The organism is Pseudomonas sp. ME-P-057 (assembly GCF_030208975.1).
In the GTDB taxonomy this organism is placed as follows: domain Bacteria; phylum Pseudomonadota; class Gammaproteobacteria; order Pseudomonadales; family Pseudomonadaceae; genus Aquipseudomonas; species Aquipseudomonas lutea.
Genome location: NZ_JARVSX010000042.1, coordinates 114624 through 130001 on the forward strand (window position 1 = coordinate 114624; position 15378 = coordinate 130001).

Sequence of the window (15378 nt, forward strand, 5' to 3'; positions counted from 1 at the left end):
TAATGATCACTGACTGCAGTAATGACTTCAGGTTTCAGAAGTAAGCGCTACAACCTGCGGCAATTGCCAGAACACAGCTTTCACCGCCTCATCGCTAAAGCGATCGTTCAGCCGCTGCAACATGGCCTCGGCGCAGGACTGCCGCAACTCGGCGTCCATACGCGAAAGATGTACCAGCCCTTGAGCCAAGCCATCGACACCGCCGAGAGGAAACAGAATGCCCACGCCCTCGACGACCTCTCTGGCGCCGCCACAGGCTGTCGCCAGCAACGGCACGCCTGCAACCATGGCCTCCAGCAAAACCATGCCAAAGGGCTCATGGTCGGAGCTCAACGCGAACACGTCGAACGCCCTAAAGTAGCGGCTGGCCTGAAGCACCTGTCCCGTCAACAGGACGTGATTGCCAATGCCCAGCTCGCCGGCCAGATGTTTCAAGTCTTGTTCCAGTCGACCCTGACCGAGAATCACCAGTTGGCTGCCGGCAGGAAGATCAGGCAAAGCCTGCGCGAATCCCTTGAGCAGCGTCGATTGGTCCTTGTCGGGGTGCAGCCGTCCGACATTACCTACCACCCATGCATCCTGGGCCAGCCCCAACGCTTCGCGTGCCTGCTCGCGGGACAGCAATGTGGCGGTCAGTTGATCGACGTGGATGCGGTTATAGAGGGTTTGAATCCGGTCGGCCGGCCACTTCGGCAGGCATTTACGGATGTCATCGCGCACCGCGTCCGAAACCCCCAACAGGCTCAGGCGGGCGCGGAACATGTTGGCCATGACTTTGCGACTGCGACGGCGGTAATCACCAAACGCATGATGAACACCGATCACCGGCAGCTTGGTCGCAAGCAGGGCAATGTAGGTGGGTTTGAAACGGTGGGTAATGCAAAAGTGGAAGCTGCGCGAGGCCGCGATCTTGCGCAGATCGCGGATCGCTGCCAGCTTCATGCCGCCGATTGCCTTGGAGCTGTACTCCATGAACAGTACTTCGTCCGACGCGCAACTGGCTGCGACTTCGGCGTCGGCAGCCCCGGTCAGAAAGACCGTGGTGACGCGATAGCCCCGGCCTGCAAACAAGCTTGCGTATTGACGGGCACAGTCAAGAAACGGCCCGTCGTAGCCGTGGCAAAACTGGAGGACATGCCGCTCAGCTGAGCGTGTCATGACTGTCCACACCGTCTTTGACCACCAGAATGTCTTCCATGATCAGGTACTCCAGATCGGAGCCAAAGAACATGTTCAACGCATCGGTAGGCGAACAAATCATCGGTTCGCCACGACGGTTGAGCGACGTGTTGAGCGAGACGCCATTGCCGGTGAGGTCTTCCAGCGCCTTCATCATGTCGTAATAGCGCGGGTTGTACTCGCGCTTGAGCACCTGGGCGCGGGATGTGCCGTCTTCATGCACGACTTCAGGCACGCGGGTTTTCCATTCTTCCGCCACTTCGAACGTGAAGGTCATGAACGGCGCCGGGTGATCGATCTTGATCATCTGAGGGGCGACGGTGTCGAGCATCGATGGGCAGAAAGGCCTCCAGCGCTCGCGGAACTTGATCTGATGGTTGATGCGATCAGCCACGCCGGGGATGCTCGGGCAACCGATGATCGAGCGACCGCCGAGGGCGCGTGGACCAAACTCCATGCGGCCCTGGAACCAGGCCACGGGATTGCCCTCGACCATGATTTTGGCGATGTGCTCGGGGGTGTTGTCGATCTTGCGCCACTTCGGTTTGCTCGGATGGCGGGCGCAGGCGGCGATAACGTCTTCGTTGCTGTAGGACGGGCCGAGGTAGACGTGTTCCATCTTCTCGACCGGTACGCCCCGCGCGTGAGAAACGTAAGCAGCTGCGCCCACCGCAGTCCCCGCGTCACCGGAAGCCGGCTGGACAAACAGCTCTTTGACATCAGGGCGGGCAATGATTTTCTGGTTTAGCTTTACGTTCAATGCGCAGCCGCCGGCAAAGGCCAGCTTGCCGGTTTCCTTGAGGATGTCGCCCAGGTAGTGGTCGATCATCTGCAGCGAAAGCTTTTCAAACAGCGCCTGCATGCTGGCGGCGTAGTGAATGTACGGCTCGTCGGCAATGTCGCCTTCGCGCTTGGGGCCGAGCCATTCAATCAATTTGGGCGAGAAGTAAAAACCTTTGCCCTTCTCTTTATAACGGCGCAGCCCGATGACGTTGGCGTATTCGGTGTTGATCACCAGCTCGCCATTTTCAAAGCTGGCCAGACGCGAGAAGTCGTATTTTGTGGCGTCGCCATAAGGCGCCATGCCCATGACCTTGAACTCGCCGTCGAGCATCTCGAAGCCGAGGAACTCGGTGATTGCACCGTACAGGCCACCGAGAGAATCCGGATCGAAGAATTCCTTGATCTTGTGGATCTTGCCGTTTTCGCCGTAGCCGAAAAAGGTGGTGGCGTATTCACCCTTGCCATCGATACCGAGAATCGCGGTTTTTTCTTTGAAACCGGAGCAGTGGTAGGCGCTGGAGGCGTGGGCCAAGTGGTGCTCGACGGGCTCGATCTTGATCTTTTTAGGATCGAAGCCCAGCTGTTCGAGACACCAGACGATCTTGTTGCGATAGCGCTTGTAGCGGCGGTTGCCCATCAAGATCGCGTCAAGCGCGCGATCCGGTGCATACCAGTAACGCTTGGCGTAATGCCAGCGCGCTTCGCCGAACAGGCTGATGGGCGCGAAGGGAATGGCCACGACATCAACGTCGGAAGGCTTGATGCCCGCCTGCTCCAGGCAGAATTTCGCTGATTCGTAGGGCATGCGGTTCTTGGCATGCTTGTCGCGTACGAAACGCTCTTCTTCGGCCGCAGCGACCAGCTTGCCGTCGATGTACAAAGCTGCGGAAGGATCATGGCTAAGGGCGCCGGACAGGCCAAGGATCGTCAATGCCACAGGGGTCTAGCCTCTTAAGTCTGCATGCAGGCATCACGCGCCTGACAAATAAGGTGTGTCTGGCGCAACGGCGGCAGACAGCTAAAGGGCGGGATTATAGCGTAATGGCTTTGGAATGGGTCGCAGGGAATGAAGTCCGTCACAGCCATTGGCCGCGCCTACACGTTTGATCCTCGCCTTGTGCGTTAACTATGTAGCACCACACGTTTCAGCCTTCTGATTGATTTGTGGCTCGACGAACCATCGGGCTCATCGCCCGGCCCTTGCGCGCCCTGCGCGCATCGATCATTCAGGATGCGGTACAACATGGAAACACTTTCAACCCACTCACCGGCACTTGACCGGCTGACCACGCTGGCAGCGGTACTCAACGCCGAATGCCTGCACCTCCCTGACGCAGCCACCTCGCTTGAGGCCACCGCCGACACTCAGGGCATCACGCGGTCCGCGCCGCTGCACCTGGCCAACGCGGGGTTCTGGGAAGCGGCAAGCGCGCGCGATATTTCGCGACGCGAGCTATTCGTGACCGGCCTGGAGCTCACCCTGCGCGATGACGTATTGCTCAACATCGAAGAGGGCGAGTTGCACCGCGAGTACTCAAGGTGCCTGCCTGGCATGGACGCACAAGAGCACGTGGTGTTCAGCGCGCTTGAATTGCAGGTTGATCCACAAACCTGCATTGAACTCGCGGGTGCCATTATTTCGACTGCTCAGGCGGGGCAGACGTTGCTCTGCCTGCCTGGCCAGTCGGTTGAAGGCTTCGTCTCCCACGAGGCGCTGTCGCAAGCACTCGCGCGGCGCATCAACCATCCCGTATTACGCCTTCCTCTTTTGCGCTTGATGCACGAAAGCACGCGTCAGGCCTGGCTTGAAATCGGCGCAGGCGGCGACATATTCCCGGAGCCCATCAGCCCCGCTGATTTTCAATTGAAGCCCGTCAAGGGCTCACCCTATGAGCACGCTCTGGATCAGTTGCTGGCGAAGCAACGCGTTGACATCGATGAGCTGCTTGAGACTGGCGATAATCTCTCGCCTGAAGTCCTCGCGGCACGCCTTGAAGACCGCCTCCGTCAGCCCAAGTCCTGGGGGCCGGAAGCTGTCGTCGCCGCTGCGCAAGATCGCCGGTTTCTGCGAGAGCGGCGCCGTGCCCAGCCCGCCTGGCTGGAAATGGCCAGTGAAGAACAGCGCGAGCGCTACGTTGCCGGTCTGATGGCCTACGAACAGGCGCGCAGTGCGCTGACGAGTGTCATGGGCAGCGCGGCCTGCGCTGAACAATTCGCACGGAGCCATTTGCGCGCGCGATTGGCCAACGATCTGGGCCAGGACATTGACCCCGATGATGTGCTGATAACCACCGAACGCGCGCTGCCACTTACAGAACAACCCTATAAGGTCAGCCGTTCGCTGACGCAGCTGGCGCTGTACGGACTGCACCCCGGCGACACCGGGCAGGACTCTGCCTTTCAGGCGCGCACCCGGATCACGTACGGCGGCGAGCCGCTGGAGCCGGAGCTTGCCGGCCTGACACCCTCCTATCTGGCCGACGTCATTAGTGAGCAGGACCTGCGCGCCCGCTTCGGCCCTGCGCAACGTGAGGCGCTCGGCTCGCCGGTCACCCAGCGCATGATGTGCGAAGCAATGCATCTCCAGTTGGTGGCGCAAGCCCGCGGCGCAGAGCTACAAGGGCACATTCAGCCCGCCGATCTGCTGATGATTGAATCGCTTGACCCGCACACCACCGCACCCGCCTCTCCCCACGTTGCCGTTCAGCACATCAAACTCAATGGGCGTGACACCCTCGGCAGCGTATTGGTGTTGCGCAAACTTGATGCAGCGGGGCAGCCGGACGGGTTGCTGATGTTTACGCCGGACAGCCCCCGCGCCCGGCATTTTCAGCGATTCGAGAATGACCGTCAGTTGCTGGTCGAACTGGTGAGCTGGAGCGCCTCGGCTGAACTGACCAGTTTCTTGTTGAACCAGATAAGCGCCGAAAGAAGAGACACGTTGAAACATCAGCTGCAAAACCTGAGCGAAAAGCCGGCACCGATCCCGGACTGGCTCAGCTTCAGCACCCTTGCGGATTACAGCACCGGTGTGCGTGCGCTGGTGTCTGCGCGGGTCAAGGTGACGCTTTCAGAGCAACAGCAACACACGCCGCACTGGTTTCTGCGTGCCAGTCCCGAACAGCGCCAGCAAATGGTGGCGGTGGAGGACGCGCTTGTCGGCGCCGCAGACCTTTACACATCCGCCGCGCGCACCCAGGCGATCGACTTCAATACGTATGTGCACCAGACCGCTCGCCAACAGCTCAGTCGACTGCTGGGGGTGGATCCCGGAACCGTCGACCCCGACCGAATCATTGTTCGCACGCCGCGGGAAACCCTGTCGTACACACAGCTGCTGCGCGACGGTTACGACGATTCGATTGGCCTTCTCAACGCGTCTGCCGATACGACGGCCAGCTTTTACGGCCCGGAAGGGGTGGACCTCTCGCCGCTGACCCCGGAGAACGTCGCCGCCTCGGTTCGCGGTCAGTGGGTGGCCGATCAGTACATCGCGATGATTCGAGGGCAACTCCTGGACCCCACCAGCGAAAGCTACGCCTGGCGCCGCCGGCACAGCCTGCTGTTGACTCAACTGCAAATGCGCGCGGATGCGCTGCGCAGTTTTCTCGAAGGGCACATTGACGCATCGCAGCTGCATTGGCTGACCGGCTCTGTCCTCAATATGCATCACAACAGCCCGGCGGAGCGGCTGCGCTACCCGGTTTATCCGCTACGCGTGAATGTGCAGGCGGGAATCTCCGGCGTTCCCGCAGAAATCATCCACGGCTGCTTTCTGCTGCGGCCGCCCGAAGCAAAAACCCTGGATCAGGTGTTGCTGTATACACCGCAGGCCCCGGACGGTCGCGCGTTTCTCCCTCTAACGGCGTTCTCCAACACGTTGCTGAGCGAGGGCATGGGCGACTACTACCTGAGCCGGGCGCGACTAAAAGCCGGCATGCCGCTGGCGTTCGCGTTCGCTGATTTGAAACACGGCAAGGGCCGCAAGCCCTCACTGCCAAGGGAGCCGTTTCGTGATCTGTACGACGTGTGCTTCAACCAAGTGATCGAGCGCAGAATTCGGGATGTTCAGGACACCGAAAAGGGTCGCGCCGACATGCTCGCGCGGCAATTGTGGGGCGGCTTCGAGCTCATCGCCACTGCCGTGACCCTGCCCTTCCCGCCGGCCAGTTTCGCAGTCGGCATGCTCATTGCCGGCGTTGACGGCTATCGGGCCTTGAGCGCGCTGAGCGAGCGGGATCACACTGCCGCCAGCGTTCATGTGCTCAGCGTCTGGCTCAATGCGGCGGGCGCGGCGGGCGATCTTCACAGCGGGATCAAAGGGCTCGGCGGCGTGCTGAAAGAACTGGCCGGGCCGGGAAAAGCGGGTCGGCGCGTGCGTTCCATTCCCCAGCCCACCGATGAAACGCTGCGGCCCGTCGTGGTGGAGAACACCTTGTTCTGGGCGGGGCAACCCTCGGGCAACCGCCACGTGCCGCTTTACCGAACTCAGGCGCTGCTCCCGGAGACGCTTCAGCCTACCGGCCACTACGCGCGCACGGATGCGAGCGGCATATGGCACGCGTTGCAGCAAGACACCCCGCCGGTTCCAGGCAACGACGTCGCTCACCTGCACAGTGGTTACGCAGTCAATGTTTCGCTGAACGAGGCCGTGGCCCTCGACAGCGAACACGGTCGTGGGGTCAAGGTCCTGCGTGGAAACTGCTACATCTCTTTGCACGGCCAGATATTCCAGGTGCAGTACGACCCAGGGCTGAGCACTTGGCAGATCATCGACCCGCGCAACCCGTTCGCTTTTTTCGGCAGGCAGTCGATTCGGCTTGATAGCCAGGGGCAATGGCAACTGCTTGAGCCTGCCCGGCTAAAAGGCGGCGTCCTGCCTGCATTTCACCGCTTGGGCGAGACGCCCGCGGGCCCCACAACCGCAGTGGGTGACATTAGCGATTACGAGATGCCGGAATCGCTGCAGCGTTATATCTTTGGCATCGTCAGCCCCCGCCAGGCTGAGCGCTTCGAGGAGGGACCGTTTGGGCTTCGGGAGTTTTTCGACGCGGTGTTCAAGACGGGTCGCTCGACCTATAAGGCGTTGCGCGAAAATCTGTATCGCGATGCCAGGATGTTTTTCGAGCAACCGTGGCTCCCCGGCAAGCCTGCGTTGCCCGTGCTGGAAGAAGGCATCACGGTGCCGGACTTCTTCAAGGTCGCTCTGGAAACATCCAACGGGCTGGTGATTGGCGAGGCCCCTACCTCTGTCGCCAGCAAACAGATGCTGATCGACAACATGTCTTCGCTGGCCGAGCAGAAGGTTGAGGTGTTGTACATCGAGCACCTGGAGACCGACCAACACCTTCACAAACTGCAGAAGTACAGGGCGTTGGGTAACCGGACACGCAGCGGCTCGCACATGATCAAACATCACCTCGACACAGTGAACGACGGCGCGCTGAAAAACGGCAGCGACAAACATGACTATTACCACTTGATCAAAACCGCTCACCGCCATGGCATCGAAGTGCGGCCCTTCAGCTCATCCGTCAGTTATGACTATGCCGACAACGAAGTGGCCTCGGCGCTGAACGACTCGCTGGCGACGCAAAAGATGGCCGTGTTTTTCGGCAACAAGATCATCAGCCAGGACGTCCAGGCGCATCCCTCCAGACGCTGGATTGCGCTGCTTGACCACCGGCTCGCCAATACCTGGCATCGGCAGCCCGGGATCAGTGAGTTGCAAGGCGTATTGAGCCTGCGCGTTGAAGACGGCGCACGGGGTGGACCCATCCGAATTGCTGCCGACACCGATACCGTTAACCGTGCCGCATCCCGAGCCGACTTCATCGCTCAGGTCGGCAACCCGACCCTCAGCGAAACCGCCGGTGCCGCTGCGCAGGTCAGCCCGTCAAACACCACACTGGACGGAGCGCTGCAGCGCTTACTTGAAGGGCGTCCAAACTCGCAGTGGGGGATCGACCCCCAACGCCGCGCGTTCGTTTCCCCTTCCCGCAACGACACAAACCCCTATGTCGGTGATCACGGTTTCGAACTGAACCCGGGCGGGCACTGGACCCGTGCCGATGCGGCGTCCTGGGTCGATGAATACCCGCTGGGTGCGATCCAGCAATCATTGATCGACAGCCACTATCAGCTGCCGTTGCACATGAGGACGGTCTTTCATGACTTGGCCCATTTCCGCCATCGTGGCCTGAACCCGGATTACTTTTTTGTCGAAAGCCATCTGCTGGAGGTCCGGGACGCGTTCTTCACAATCGCCAAAGAGCTGCAGATAGACGCCCGCTCTGTACTCACGACGGCGCTGCCGGAGCGGGTGATCCTTCCTCAGGTCAAAGCCGAGACGCCACTGAGCATGGTGATCGAAGAGCTGTACGAAAACACCTCGGGGCTGGTGGTCGGTGAAACGCATTCGGCGATAGCCAGCAAGCGCTTCATCCTCGATCACATGGAACATCTGGCCCGGCAGGACGTGAAGACGCTGTACATGGAGCACTTACTGACCGACATCCACCAGACCGACCTTGACCGCTTCGCCGACACCGGAGCGATGAGCAAGCGCCTGCTGCACGACCTCAAGCACCTGGACAAAGGCTTCGGCACTGATCCCTCGGGCGTCTATTCATTTGAGAACCTGGTGGTTCAGGCCAGGCGGCATGGCATTGAGATCCGCGCCGTGGATTGCGCCGCCAGTTATTACATTCGCCACGTGCCGACCAATTCCGACACCACCCGCCAGCAAGTGCTGAGCTACTTTGCCTCACGCACGATGCGCAGGCATCAACAGGTCATGGGTTCACACAAATGGATTGCGCTGGTGGGTGAATCCCATGCCAACACGTTCAAAAACAGCGTGCCCGGTATTGCCGAACTGGAACAGGGCATTGGCGTGCGGGTAGTGGATGTGGCCCCGGGCCAGGGCCAAGGCATCACGATCGATCCGGGCGACCTGGTGCTTGGCGGCATAGGACAGGAGCGGGTAGCGGTGAAGAATGATTTCCGCATCCAGATCGAATTGCCTGCGCGGCCCCAGCTGGCGATTCCGGTGGCGGCCAGGCTGCACAACCCGGGCATGTTCCTGGTCGATACGTCCAATGCGTTACAGCCGACCGTTATTCACCGGGCAAGGGATCTGACGCTCAAGGAAACACCCGTGCGATATGACCCTGCGGGCAAGGTTTATGTGGAGCGCGAAGGCTGGCCGCAGGTTCATCGCCAACGGTTCAACGGCCTTGAGGCCTTGATCGAAGCGCTGGGAGAGATGAACCTCAAGCACGTGGGCTGAGGGATCAGCCCTGGGTTTTCGAAAGCGTTGGAATGCGCTGCTCCAGCACCTGGTGCAGCGCGCTGTCGGCCGGCCAGTTGCGCATGAAGCGCGCGCGGTCCTTGGCAAACGCGCCGACGAACGAGGCGTGGGAGCTGTGCTGACACATCGCATCCAGATCGATGAGCGACCAGCGATCCTTGTGCCAGAACACGTTATGCCCTTTCAGATCGCCGTGGCTGATGCGTTCGCGAATCAACTGTGCAAATAGCACATCCAGCGCCTGCAGCTCGGCTTCGGGCGCATCGCCTGACGCAACAAAAGGCGCAAAGCGTTCGATGATGTCAGGCCCGGGCAAATACTCGGTCACCAGGTACGCCTCGCGACGCAGCCACAGGAAACGTTTCTCAAGGAGCGCCAGAGGCTTGGGTGTGGCAATGCCGAGAAACTCCAGCCGATTGCCTTCTCGCCATGAATGCCACGCACGGGACGGCCGCCAGAAGCGCTTGAGCCAGTGCGCAAGGTTCTTGATGTTATAACGCTTGATCACCAACTCGCGGCCGGCGACGTCTACCTTGGCGACGCTGGCCGCACCACCTGTTTTGTACAGATGACCGCCATCGACCAGCCCGTCCGCCCGCTCCAGAATCGGGAGCATCGTGGCCACCTCCTCACGGCGAATGGCGCGCAAGGCGAACGGCCCGTCTTCGACACTGAACAGGCTGCATTCACGGCCGATCTTGATGAGGTAATCGCGCAACCGCCAACTGCGCACCTTGTCGATCTGCTTTTGCAGCGCCTCGACCGGCAAGCCGTGCTCGCCGTTGCTCAGCAGGTAATAGACCAATAATTCCTCGGTGAAAGGCTCCAGCGACTTCGGCAACTGGGCAAAGAAGACGCCAAGGTTCTCCAGCACCTTTTGCCGGGACAACGGCTTGCCCGCTTCCTCGACGCGAATGCCCGCGCCGTCGATCAAATACAACGTCGAGCCCTGACGCAGCAGGTTGTCCAGATGCAGGTCCTCCTGCCAAAGGCCTTTGGCGTGCATCTGGCCCACGGCGGACAAGGCATCGCCGAGCACCGACTGCTGTTCATCGGCAAGTGGGGGCAGGTTCTCTACAGATTTCCAGGCATCGCCCAGGCTCTGGGCTTGATCCAGAAATTCGAACAGCAACCAGCCGCCCTCACCTTCCTGCAGACCGTCAGCCAGCAGCAATGGGGTTGGCAAACCCTGTTTCGCCAATGCCTGCACGCCGTCGCGTTCACGCTGAAAGTGTCGAGGGGCTTTCGACCCAACCAGCAACTTGGCCAACACCGTGCGCCCGCGCCAGATGCCGGCACCGACATAACGCTGACCCGGCAGCACGCGCAGCAGGCTGAGCAACTGAAGCTCGGCAGGACCCGCCGCATCCTCCAGGGCAATGCTCATTGGCAGCGCCGGAGTGCGGCCGGCGTTTTTCAGTTCAGACAAACGCATCGGCGCCCTCTTTTATCAAGCCCGGATCCAGACCGCAGATCTGACAGGCAATTAGTGTGCTGCAGGAGTCAGCGGGCTGGCGATCGCCACTCACCGTCTTATATGCGTAACCCAAAAAGCCGCATTCGCCAGCAAGCCGGCTCCTACAGGTTTGCTCAGGACAGTGATCAATCAGGCACGCCAAGCGATGCCTACCGATCCCGCCGCTTGTGGCTGCCCCGTTTGGCGACCCGTTGCCACCACGCGTCAACCAGCCCGCTGTCGGCAGGAGCCTGCACATACGCCGCCAGCAGCTCGCGGATGTCGGCCTCGCTCCACACCGGTGCGCGACGCAGCAAAGGTTCGATGTCCTTGACCCGGTCGCGCTGACCGAAGATGGACTTGCGCGTCTTCTCCAGGTCAATCAGTTGCGCCATGTACGCCCCGCCACGCGCCTTCATGAATATGTGCTTGGGGTAAAAACAACCGTGTACCTGCCCGGCCTTGTGCAGCGTGCGCGCCAGTTGCCCGCACGCCTGCAGGATCGCCAACCGCTCGGTGGCCGCTCGCTCGGGCCAGTCTTGCAACAGCGTGTCCAGATCAGTCCAGCCGTCCAGCGCGCGGGTCATCAGAATGGCACGGTGTTCGCCGCCTACCTTCCTGTCGGCATAAAACACGGCGTGCAGCGCCGGTATACCCAGCTTCTGATACAGGCTGATATTACGAAACTCCCGCGAGAACGACGGCTCGCCGAAGGGATGATGCAGGGTGTAGGTCAGGTAGTTGCTTTGGCGCTTGAGGTAGTAGCCGGAGCCTTCCAGCTCCAGGCGAAACACACTGCTCCAGCCACCACGACCGGTATTGGGCTCGTCGACCGCATCGAGTTGTACGTCCCATAGCGCCTCAAAGGTTGCCAGGCCGTGTCGTTCGAGCAGACCCCGGTCGGCCTCGGCAATGAAAACAGTCATTCGCGACCCTCAAAAAAACTGACGATGTGGCGAATGCGCTTTTTGTCTGAATCATTCAAGCGTTCACGCCCACGGTATTGCAGATAGAAACGCAGACGCTGGGTGGCTGACAGGTGATATTTGGCAACCTTGTCCAGGCACGCAAGGTCCTTGGTGATCCGATAGCGCAGCATGAAGCTGACCCAGAACGCGCCGTTGGGGCAGTCGATCAGGAACACGGTGGATTGATCGTCTACCAGCAAGTTGCGCCACTTCAGATCGTTATGCGTGAAGTGATGGTCGTGCATGGTTCGGGTGTAACGCGCCACCTGCTGACTGACGCCGTTGACCCAGGCGCGGCTGTCTAGACGGGTGTCATTGAGCCGCGCCAGTTCGGACAGGTCTTCAGTGCGCGGCAGTTCACGGGTGATCAATGCGCCACGGTCGTAGGCGGCACCATTGCGCTCCAGCCCCCATGCAACGACCTCTGCTGTGGGAATACCCCATTTGGCGAAGCGCTTGAGGTTCTGCCACTCGGACTTGACACGAGGACGACCCAGATACCGCCGCAAGCCTTTGCCTGCTGCGACGTAGCGCTTGACGTAATAATTCACGCCGCCGCGTTCGACGCGGATGACTTCAGACAACGGGTCACGCGTCAGCCGCTCGCCCTTAAGCGCGAAAACGGCGTCGAGCGTGCCGAAATCATCCGTCAGCGCCGCGTAGCCAGGCTCCAGATTCCAGCCCGCCATCAGAGCGCGTCCCCGTAGCGCAATTTGCGCTGGTAGAGTTTTTCGGCTTTGCCTTCCAGCCAGCTCAACAACGCCGACTCCTGGGCCAGAATCTGCCGCAGCGGCTGCTGGAAATAGCCCTTGAGAAAACGCAACTTGTCGCGTCGGGTCAGGCCGATGTCCATCGCCGAGAAATACAGCGCGGCCAGGTCCTTGTTACGCCAGCGCTGGGTGATTGCCGGGCGGGTCTGGGCACGATGCAGGTCGATCACCGAGAGTTTGAAGTCCTCGGGTGTGACGGGTTTGTCGGTGTGCAGCAGAAAATGGCAGATGTAGCAGTCGCGGTGATTGACCCCGGCGCGATGCATCATCCCGACCAGTCGTGCCACTTCGGCGATGTACGCGCGCTTCATGCGTGGCTCGGGGGGCTCGGTGCGCCAGTTGAGGCTGACGTCTTCCAGGCTTTCGGTCGGTGCCAGCTCTTCGGTGATGATGAACGAGTGCTGCATGGCCGGGTTGTTCCCCCGCTCACCGTACGCCACGGCGGTCATGGTTGGAACGCCGACTTCATGCAGTCGATTGACCGCCTCCCACTCCTGACCTGCGCCCAGCACTGGCAGTTTCGCGGTCAGCAGGTTCTTTGCCACTTCACCCCAACCAATGCCGCGATGGATCTTGACGAAGTAACCACGGCCGTCGACCTCGGTGCGCAACGTGCGCCGGTTCTCAAGTTCGCGATACACCTGGCCGTCCAGCGCCTCCACGGCCTCGAACGCATCGCGCCCGGCCCAGAGGGACTTGAAGGGTTCAGCAAGGATCAGTTTCATCCGTGGTGCTCCGCCAGAATCACATCCGCAGCGTGCTGCGGCATGCTGTAAAGGTCAGCCGTGTCGGCGAATGCCAGCCCGTTGCGGCTCCAGGTGCTGCGCGCGGAGTCGTCCTTGAGCATGCGGGCCAGGTACTGATTGAGCTGGTTCTGTTCAAACGGCTCGTCCAGGACAAGACCGCTGTCGGCCTCGGCGATGTAATGGGCGTACCCGCACACCGCACTGACCAGCACCGGGAGTCCTGCCACCAGCGCCTCAAGCAGCACGGTGCCGGTGTTTTCGTTGTAGGCCGGATGGATCAACAGGTCGGCGCCCAACAGAAACCGCGGTATGTCGCTGCGCCCTTTCATGAACGTGACGTGCTCGCCCAGGCCCAGCGTCGTGCTCTGCAGCTGGAATACCTTGGGGTCGTCCTGGCCGATTACAAACAGCCGCGTGCGTTTTTTCAGTTCGGCAGGCAGGGCCGCCAGCGCCTTGAGGCTGCGATCGACGCCTTTGGTCTTGAAGCCGGAGCCGATTTGCACGAGCAGCAGATCGTCGTCGCCCAGCTTGAACTCGCGACGGAATTCGGTGCGGATATCGGCGGCGTTGGCCGGGGCCCGGCGGTCCTGGGATATCCCCGGCGGCAGCAGATGAAAGCGCTCAAGCGGCGTGTCGTAGTGTTTGATGAACAGTGGCTGTTGTACTTCCGAAATCATCAGTACTTCGGTCTTCGCGTCCCTGGCGAACACTGCCCGCTCGTAGTCGGCGAAATGACGGTAGCGGCCCCAGTATTTGTACAGGCCATGGCGCAGATTCTGGGCCTTGTCTTCGTAACAACCGTCGGCGGCGTAGTACACGTCCAGGCCGGGCATCTTGTTGAAGCCGATCAGCCTGTCCACAGGGCGCTTGGCCAGGTCGGCGTTCATCCAGTCGGTGAGTTTTTCGTTACGGCGATGATTAAAGATTGCCTTGACCGGCGCCACCAGCACCTCGAAGCCGGGCGGCACGTCGCCCTCCCAGATCAGGGTGTAGACACGAATTTTATGGCCACGCTGCTGGCACTCCAGTGCAATGCGCATGAAGTCGCGCTGCAGGCCACCGAAGGGAAAGTATTTGTAGAGCACGAATGCCAGTTGCATCAGGGATGTTCCTTTGCCAGCAATAGCGCGCCTAACTGGTTCGCTACCCGCTCGGGATTCAGGCGAGTGAAGCACATGGGCCACTCGCGTTCGGTGTCGACCTGACGCTGATCTTCCGGCGTCGGTCGGTAAGTGCATTTCTTTTGCAGGCAGGGAGCGCAGGCAGGATAATCGGCTGCCAGATGAACCTGCGACTTGCCGTACGCCCCGGTGAGGCCCGGATTGGTTGGGCCAAACAGCGACAGTGTCGGTACGTCCAGCGCAGCGGCCAGATGGCCGAGCCCGGTGTCCACTGCAACGCAGCCTTGCGCAGCCGCCAGAACGCGAGCGACCCCTGCCAGATTGAGCTTGGGCAGCACCACGGCGTTATCCAGGCCATCGGCAATTCGCTCAGCCCGCGCCTTTTCGGCCGGGTTGCCCCACGGCAGACGAACTTCCAGCCCTCGGCCGATCATGCGTTCAGCCAGCTGCCGCCAATACAGCTCCGGCCAGTGCTTGCTGTCCCAGGTCGTGCCGTGCAAGAACAACACAAAAGGCAAGCCGCTGTCCGGCTCCAGCAACCTGCTGCGATCCAGGCCGTAATCACCCAGCCCGGCCGGTACAGCGTAGCCCAGCGCCTGACCAAACAACTGCCGCAAACGCTCAACCGCATGCTGGCCGCGCGCAACGGCGTAAGGACGGTCGTAGAAACGGGCGGCCATGGGCTCGCGCGCAGAGGCCTTGTCCAGCCCGGCGATCGGCGCCTTGACGTAGCGAGTGAGCCAGGCGCTTTTCAGCAGGCCTTGGGCATCGATGACCAGATCGTAGCGCGTGTCGCGCAGCCGCTGTTTGAACTGGCGCCATTCACCCTTTCTAAAGGTCTGCCAGAGGTTTTTGCGCCAACGCCGAATCGCGACGGGTATCACATTGGCAACCGCCGGGTGCCAGGTCGGTATCTCGGCGAACCCCTCTTCCACCACCCAGTCGAACTGGATGCCGGGCAGCGCGCGCAGCGCATCGGTCAGCGCGGGCAACGTGTGGATAACATCGCCCAGCGAGGAAGTTTTGATCAGCAATACCCGCAA

General features: G+C 60.9%; 9 protein-coding genes. 1 reads left to right on the plus strand and 8 read right to left on the minus strand.

Features of this window, described 5'->3' with window-relative positions; translation table 11 throughout:
- Window positions 1–27: 27 nt before the first annotated feature.
- Both QRN48_RS22845 and QRN48_RS22850 read right to left on the minus strand, forming a co-directional pair.
- A complete protein-coding gene (locus QRN48_RS22845) occupies window positions 28–1158 on the minus strand; it encodes a glycosyltransferase (protein ID WP_037015879.1) in 1131 nt (376 codons plus the stop codon).
- On the minus strand, window positions 1142–2899 hold the full coding sequence (locus QRN48_RS22850; RefSeq protein ID WP_037015883.1) for a carbamoyltransferase family protein: 1758 nt from the start codon (window positions 2897–2899) through the stop codon (window positions 1142–1144). The genes QRN48_RS22845 and QRN48_RS22850 overlap by 17 nt, the downstream gene beginning before the upstream one ends.
- 306 nt (window positions 2900–3205) lie before the next feature.
- Between QRN48_RS22850 and QRN48_RS22855 the strand changes: the two genes are divergently transcribed.
- Window positions 3206–9253 carry a dermonecrotic toxin domain-containing protein gene (locus tag QRN48_RS22855; RefSeq protein ID WP_285353465.1) on the plus strand — a complete coding sequence of 2016 codons (6048 nt, stop codon included), beginning with the start codon at window positions 3206–3208 and terminating at the stop codon, window positions 9251–9253.
- Between the two features lie 4 nt (window positions 9254–9257).
- Here QRN48_RS22855 and QRN48_RS22860 read toward each other — a convergent pair whose 3' ends face one another.
- From QRN48_RS22860 to waaC, 6 genes are all read right to left on the minus strand, one after another.
- A complete protein-coding gene (locus tag QRN48_RS22860; protein ID WP_191942700.1) occupies window positions 9258–10709 on the minus strand; it encodes a lipopolysaccharide kinase InaA family protein in 1452 nt (483 codons plus the stop codon).
- A 191-nt stretch (window positions 10710–10900) separates the two neighbouring features.
- Window positions 10901–11656: a lipopolysaccharide kinase InaA family protein gene (locus QRN48_RS22865; RefSeq protein ID WP_191942699.1), complete on the minus strand. Its 756-nt coding sequence runs from the start codon at window positions 11654–11656 to the stop codon at window positions 10901–10903.
- Window positions 11653–12387 carry a lipopolysaccharide kinase InaA family protein gene (locus QRN48_RS22870; protein ID WP_037015894.1) on the minus strand — a complete coding sequence of 245 codons (735 nt, stop codon included), beginning with the start codon at window positions 12385–12387 and terminating at the stop codon, window positions 11653–11655. Before QRN48_RS22870 ends, QRN48_RS22865 begins: the two co-directional genes overlap by 4 nt.
- The gene (rfaP, locus tag QRN48_RS22875) at window positions 12387–13193 is read right to left on the minus strand and encodes a lipopolysaccharide core heptose(I) kinase RfaP (RefSeq protein WP_191942698.1); all 807 of its coding nucleotides are present in this window, start codon (window positions 13191–13193) and stop codon (window positions 12387–12389) included. Before rfaP ends, QRN48_RS22870 begins: the two co-directional genes overlap by 1 nt.
- Window positions 13190–14314 carry a glycosyltransferase family 4 protein gene (locus QRN48_RS22880; RefSeq protein WP_285353468.1) on the minus strand — a complete coding sequence of 375 codons (1125 nt, stop codon included), beginning with the start codon at window positions 14312–14314 and terminating at the stop codon, window positions 13190–13192. Before QRN48_RS22880 ends, rfaP begins: the two co-directional genes overlap by 4 nt.
- Window positions 14314–15378 (minus strand): lipopolysaccharide heptosyltransferase I, encoded by a 1065-nt coding sequence (gene waaC / locus QRN48_RS22885; RefSeq protein WP_191942696.1) that lies wholly within the window; start codon window positions 15376–15378, stop codon window positions 14314–14316. Before waaC ends, QRN48_RS22880 begins: the two co-directional genes overlap by 1 nt.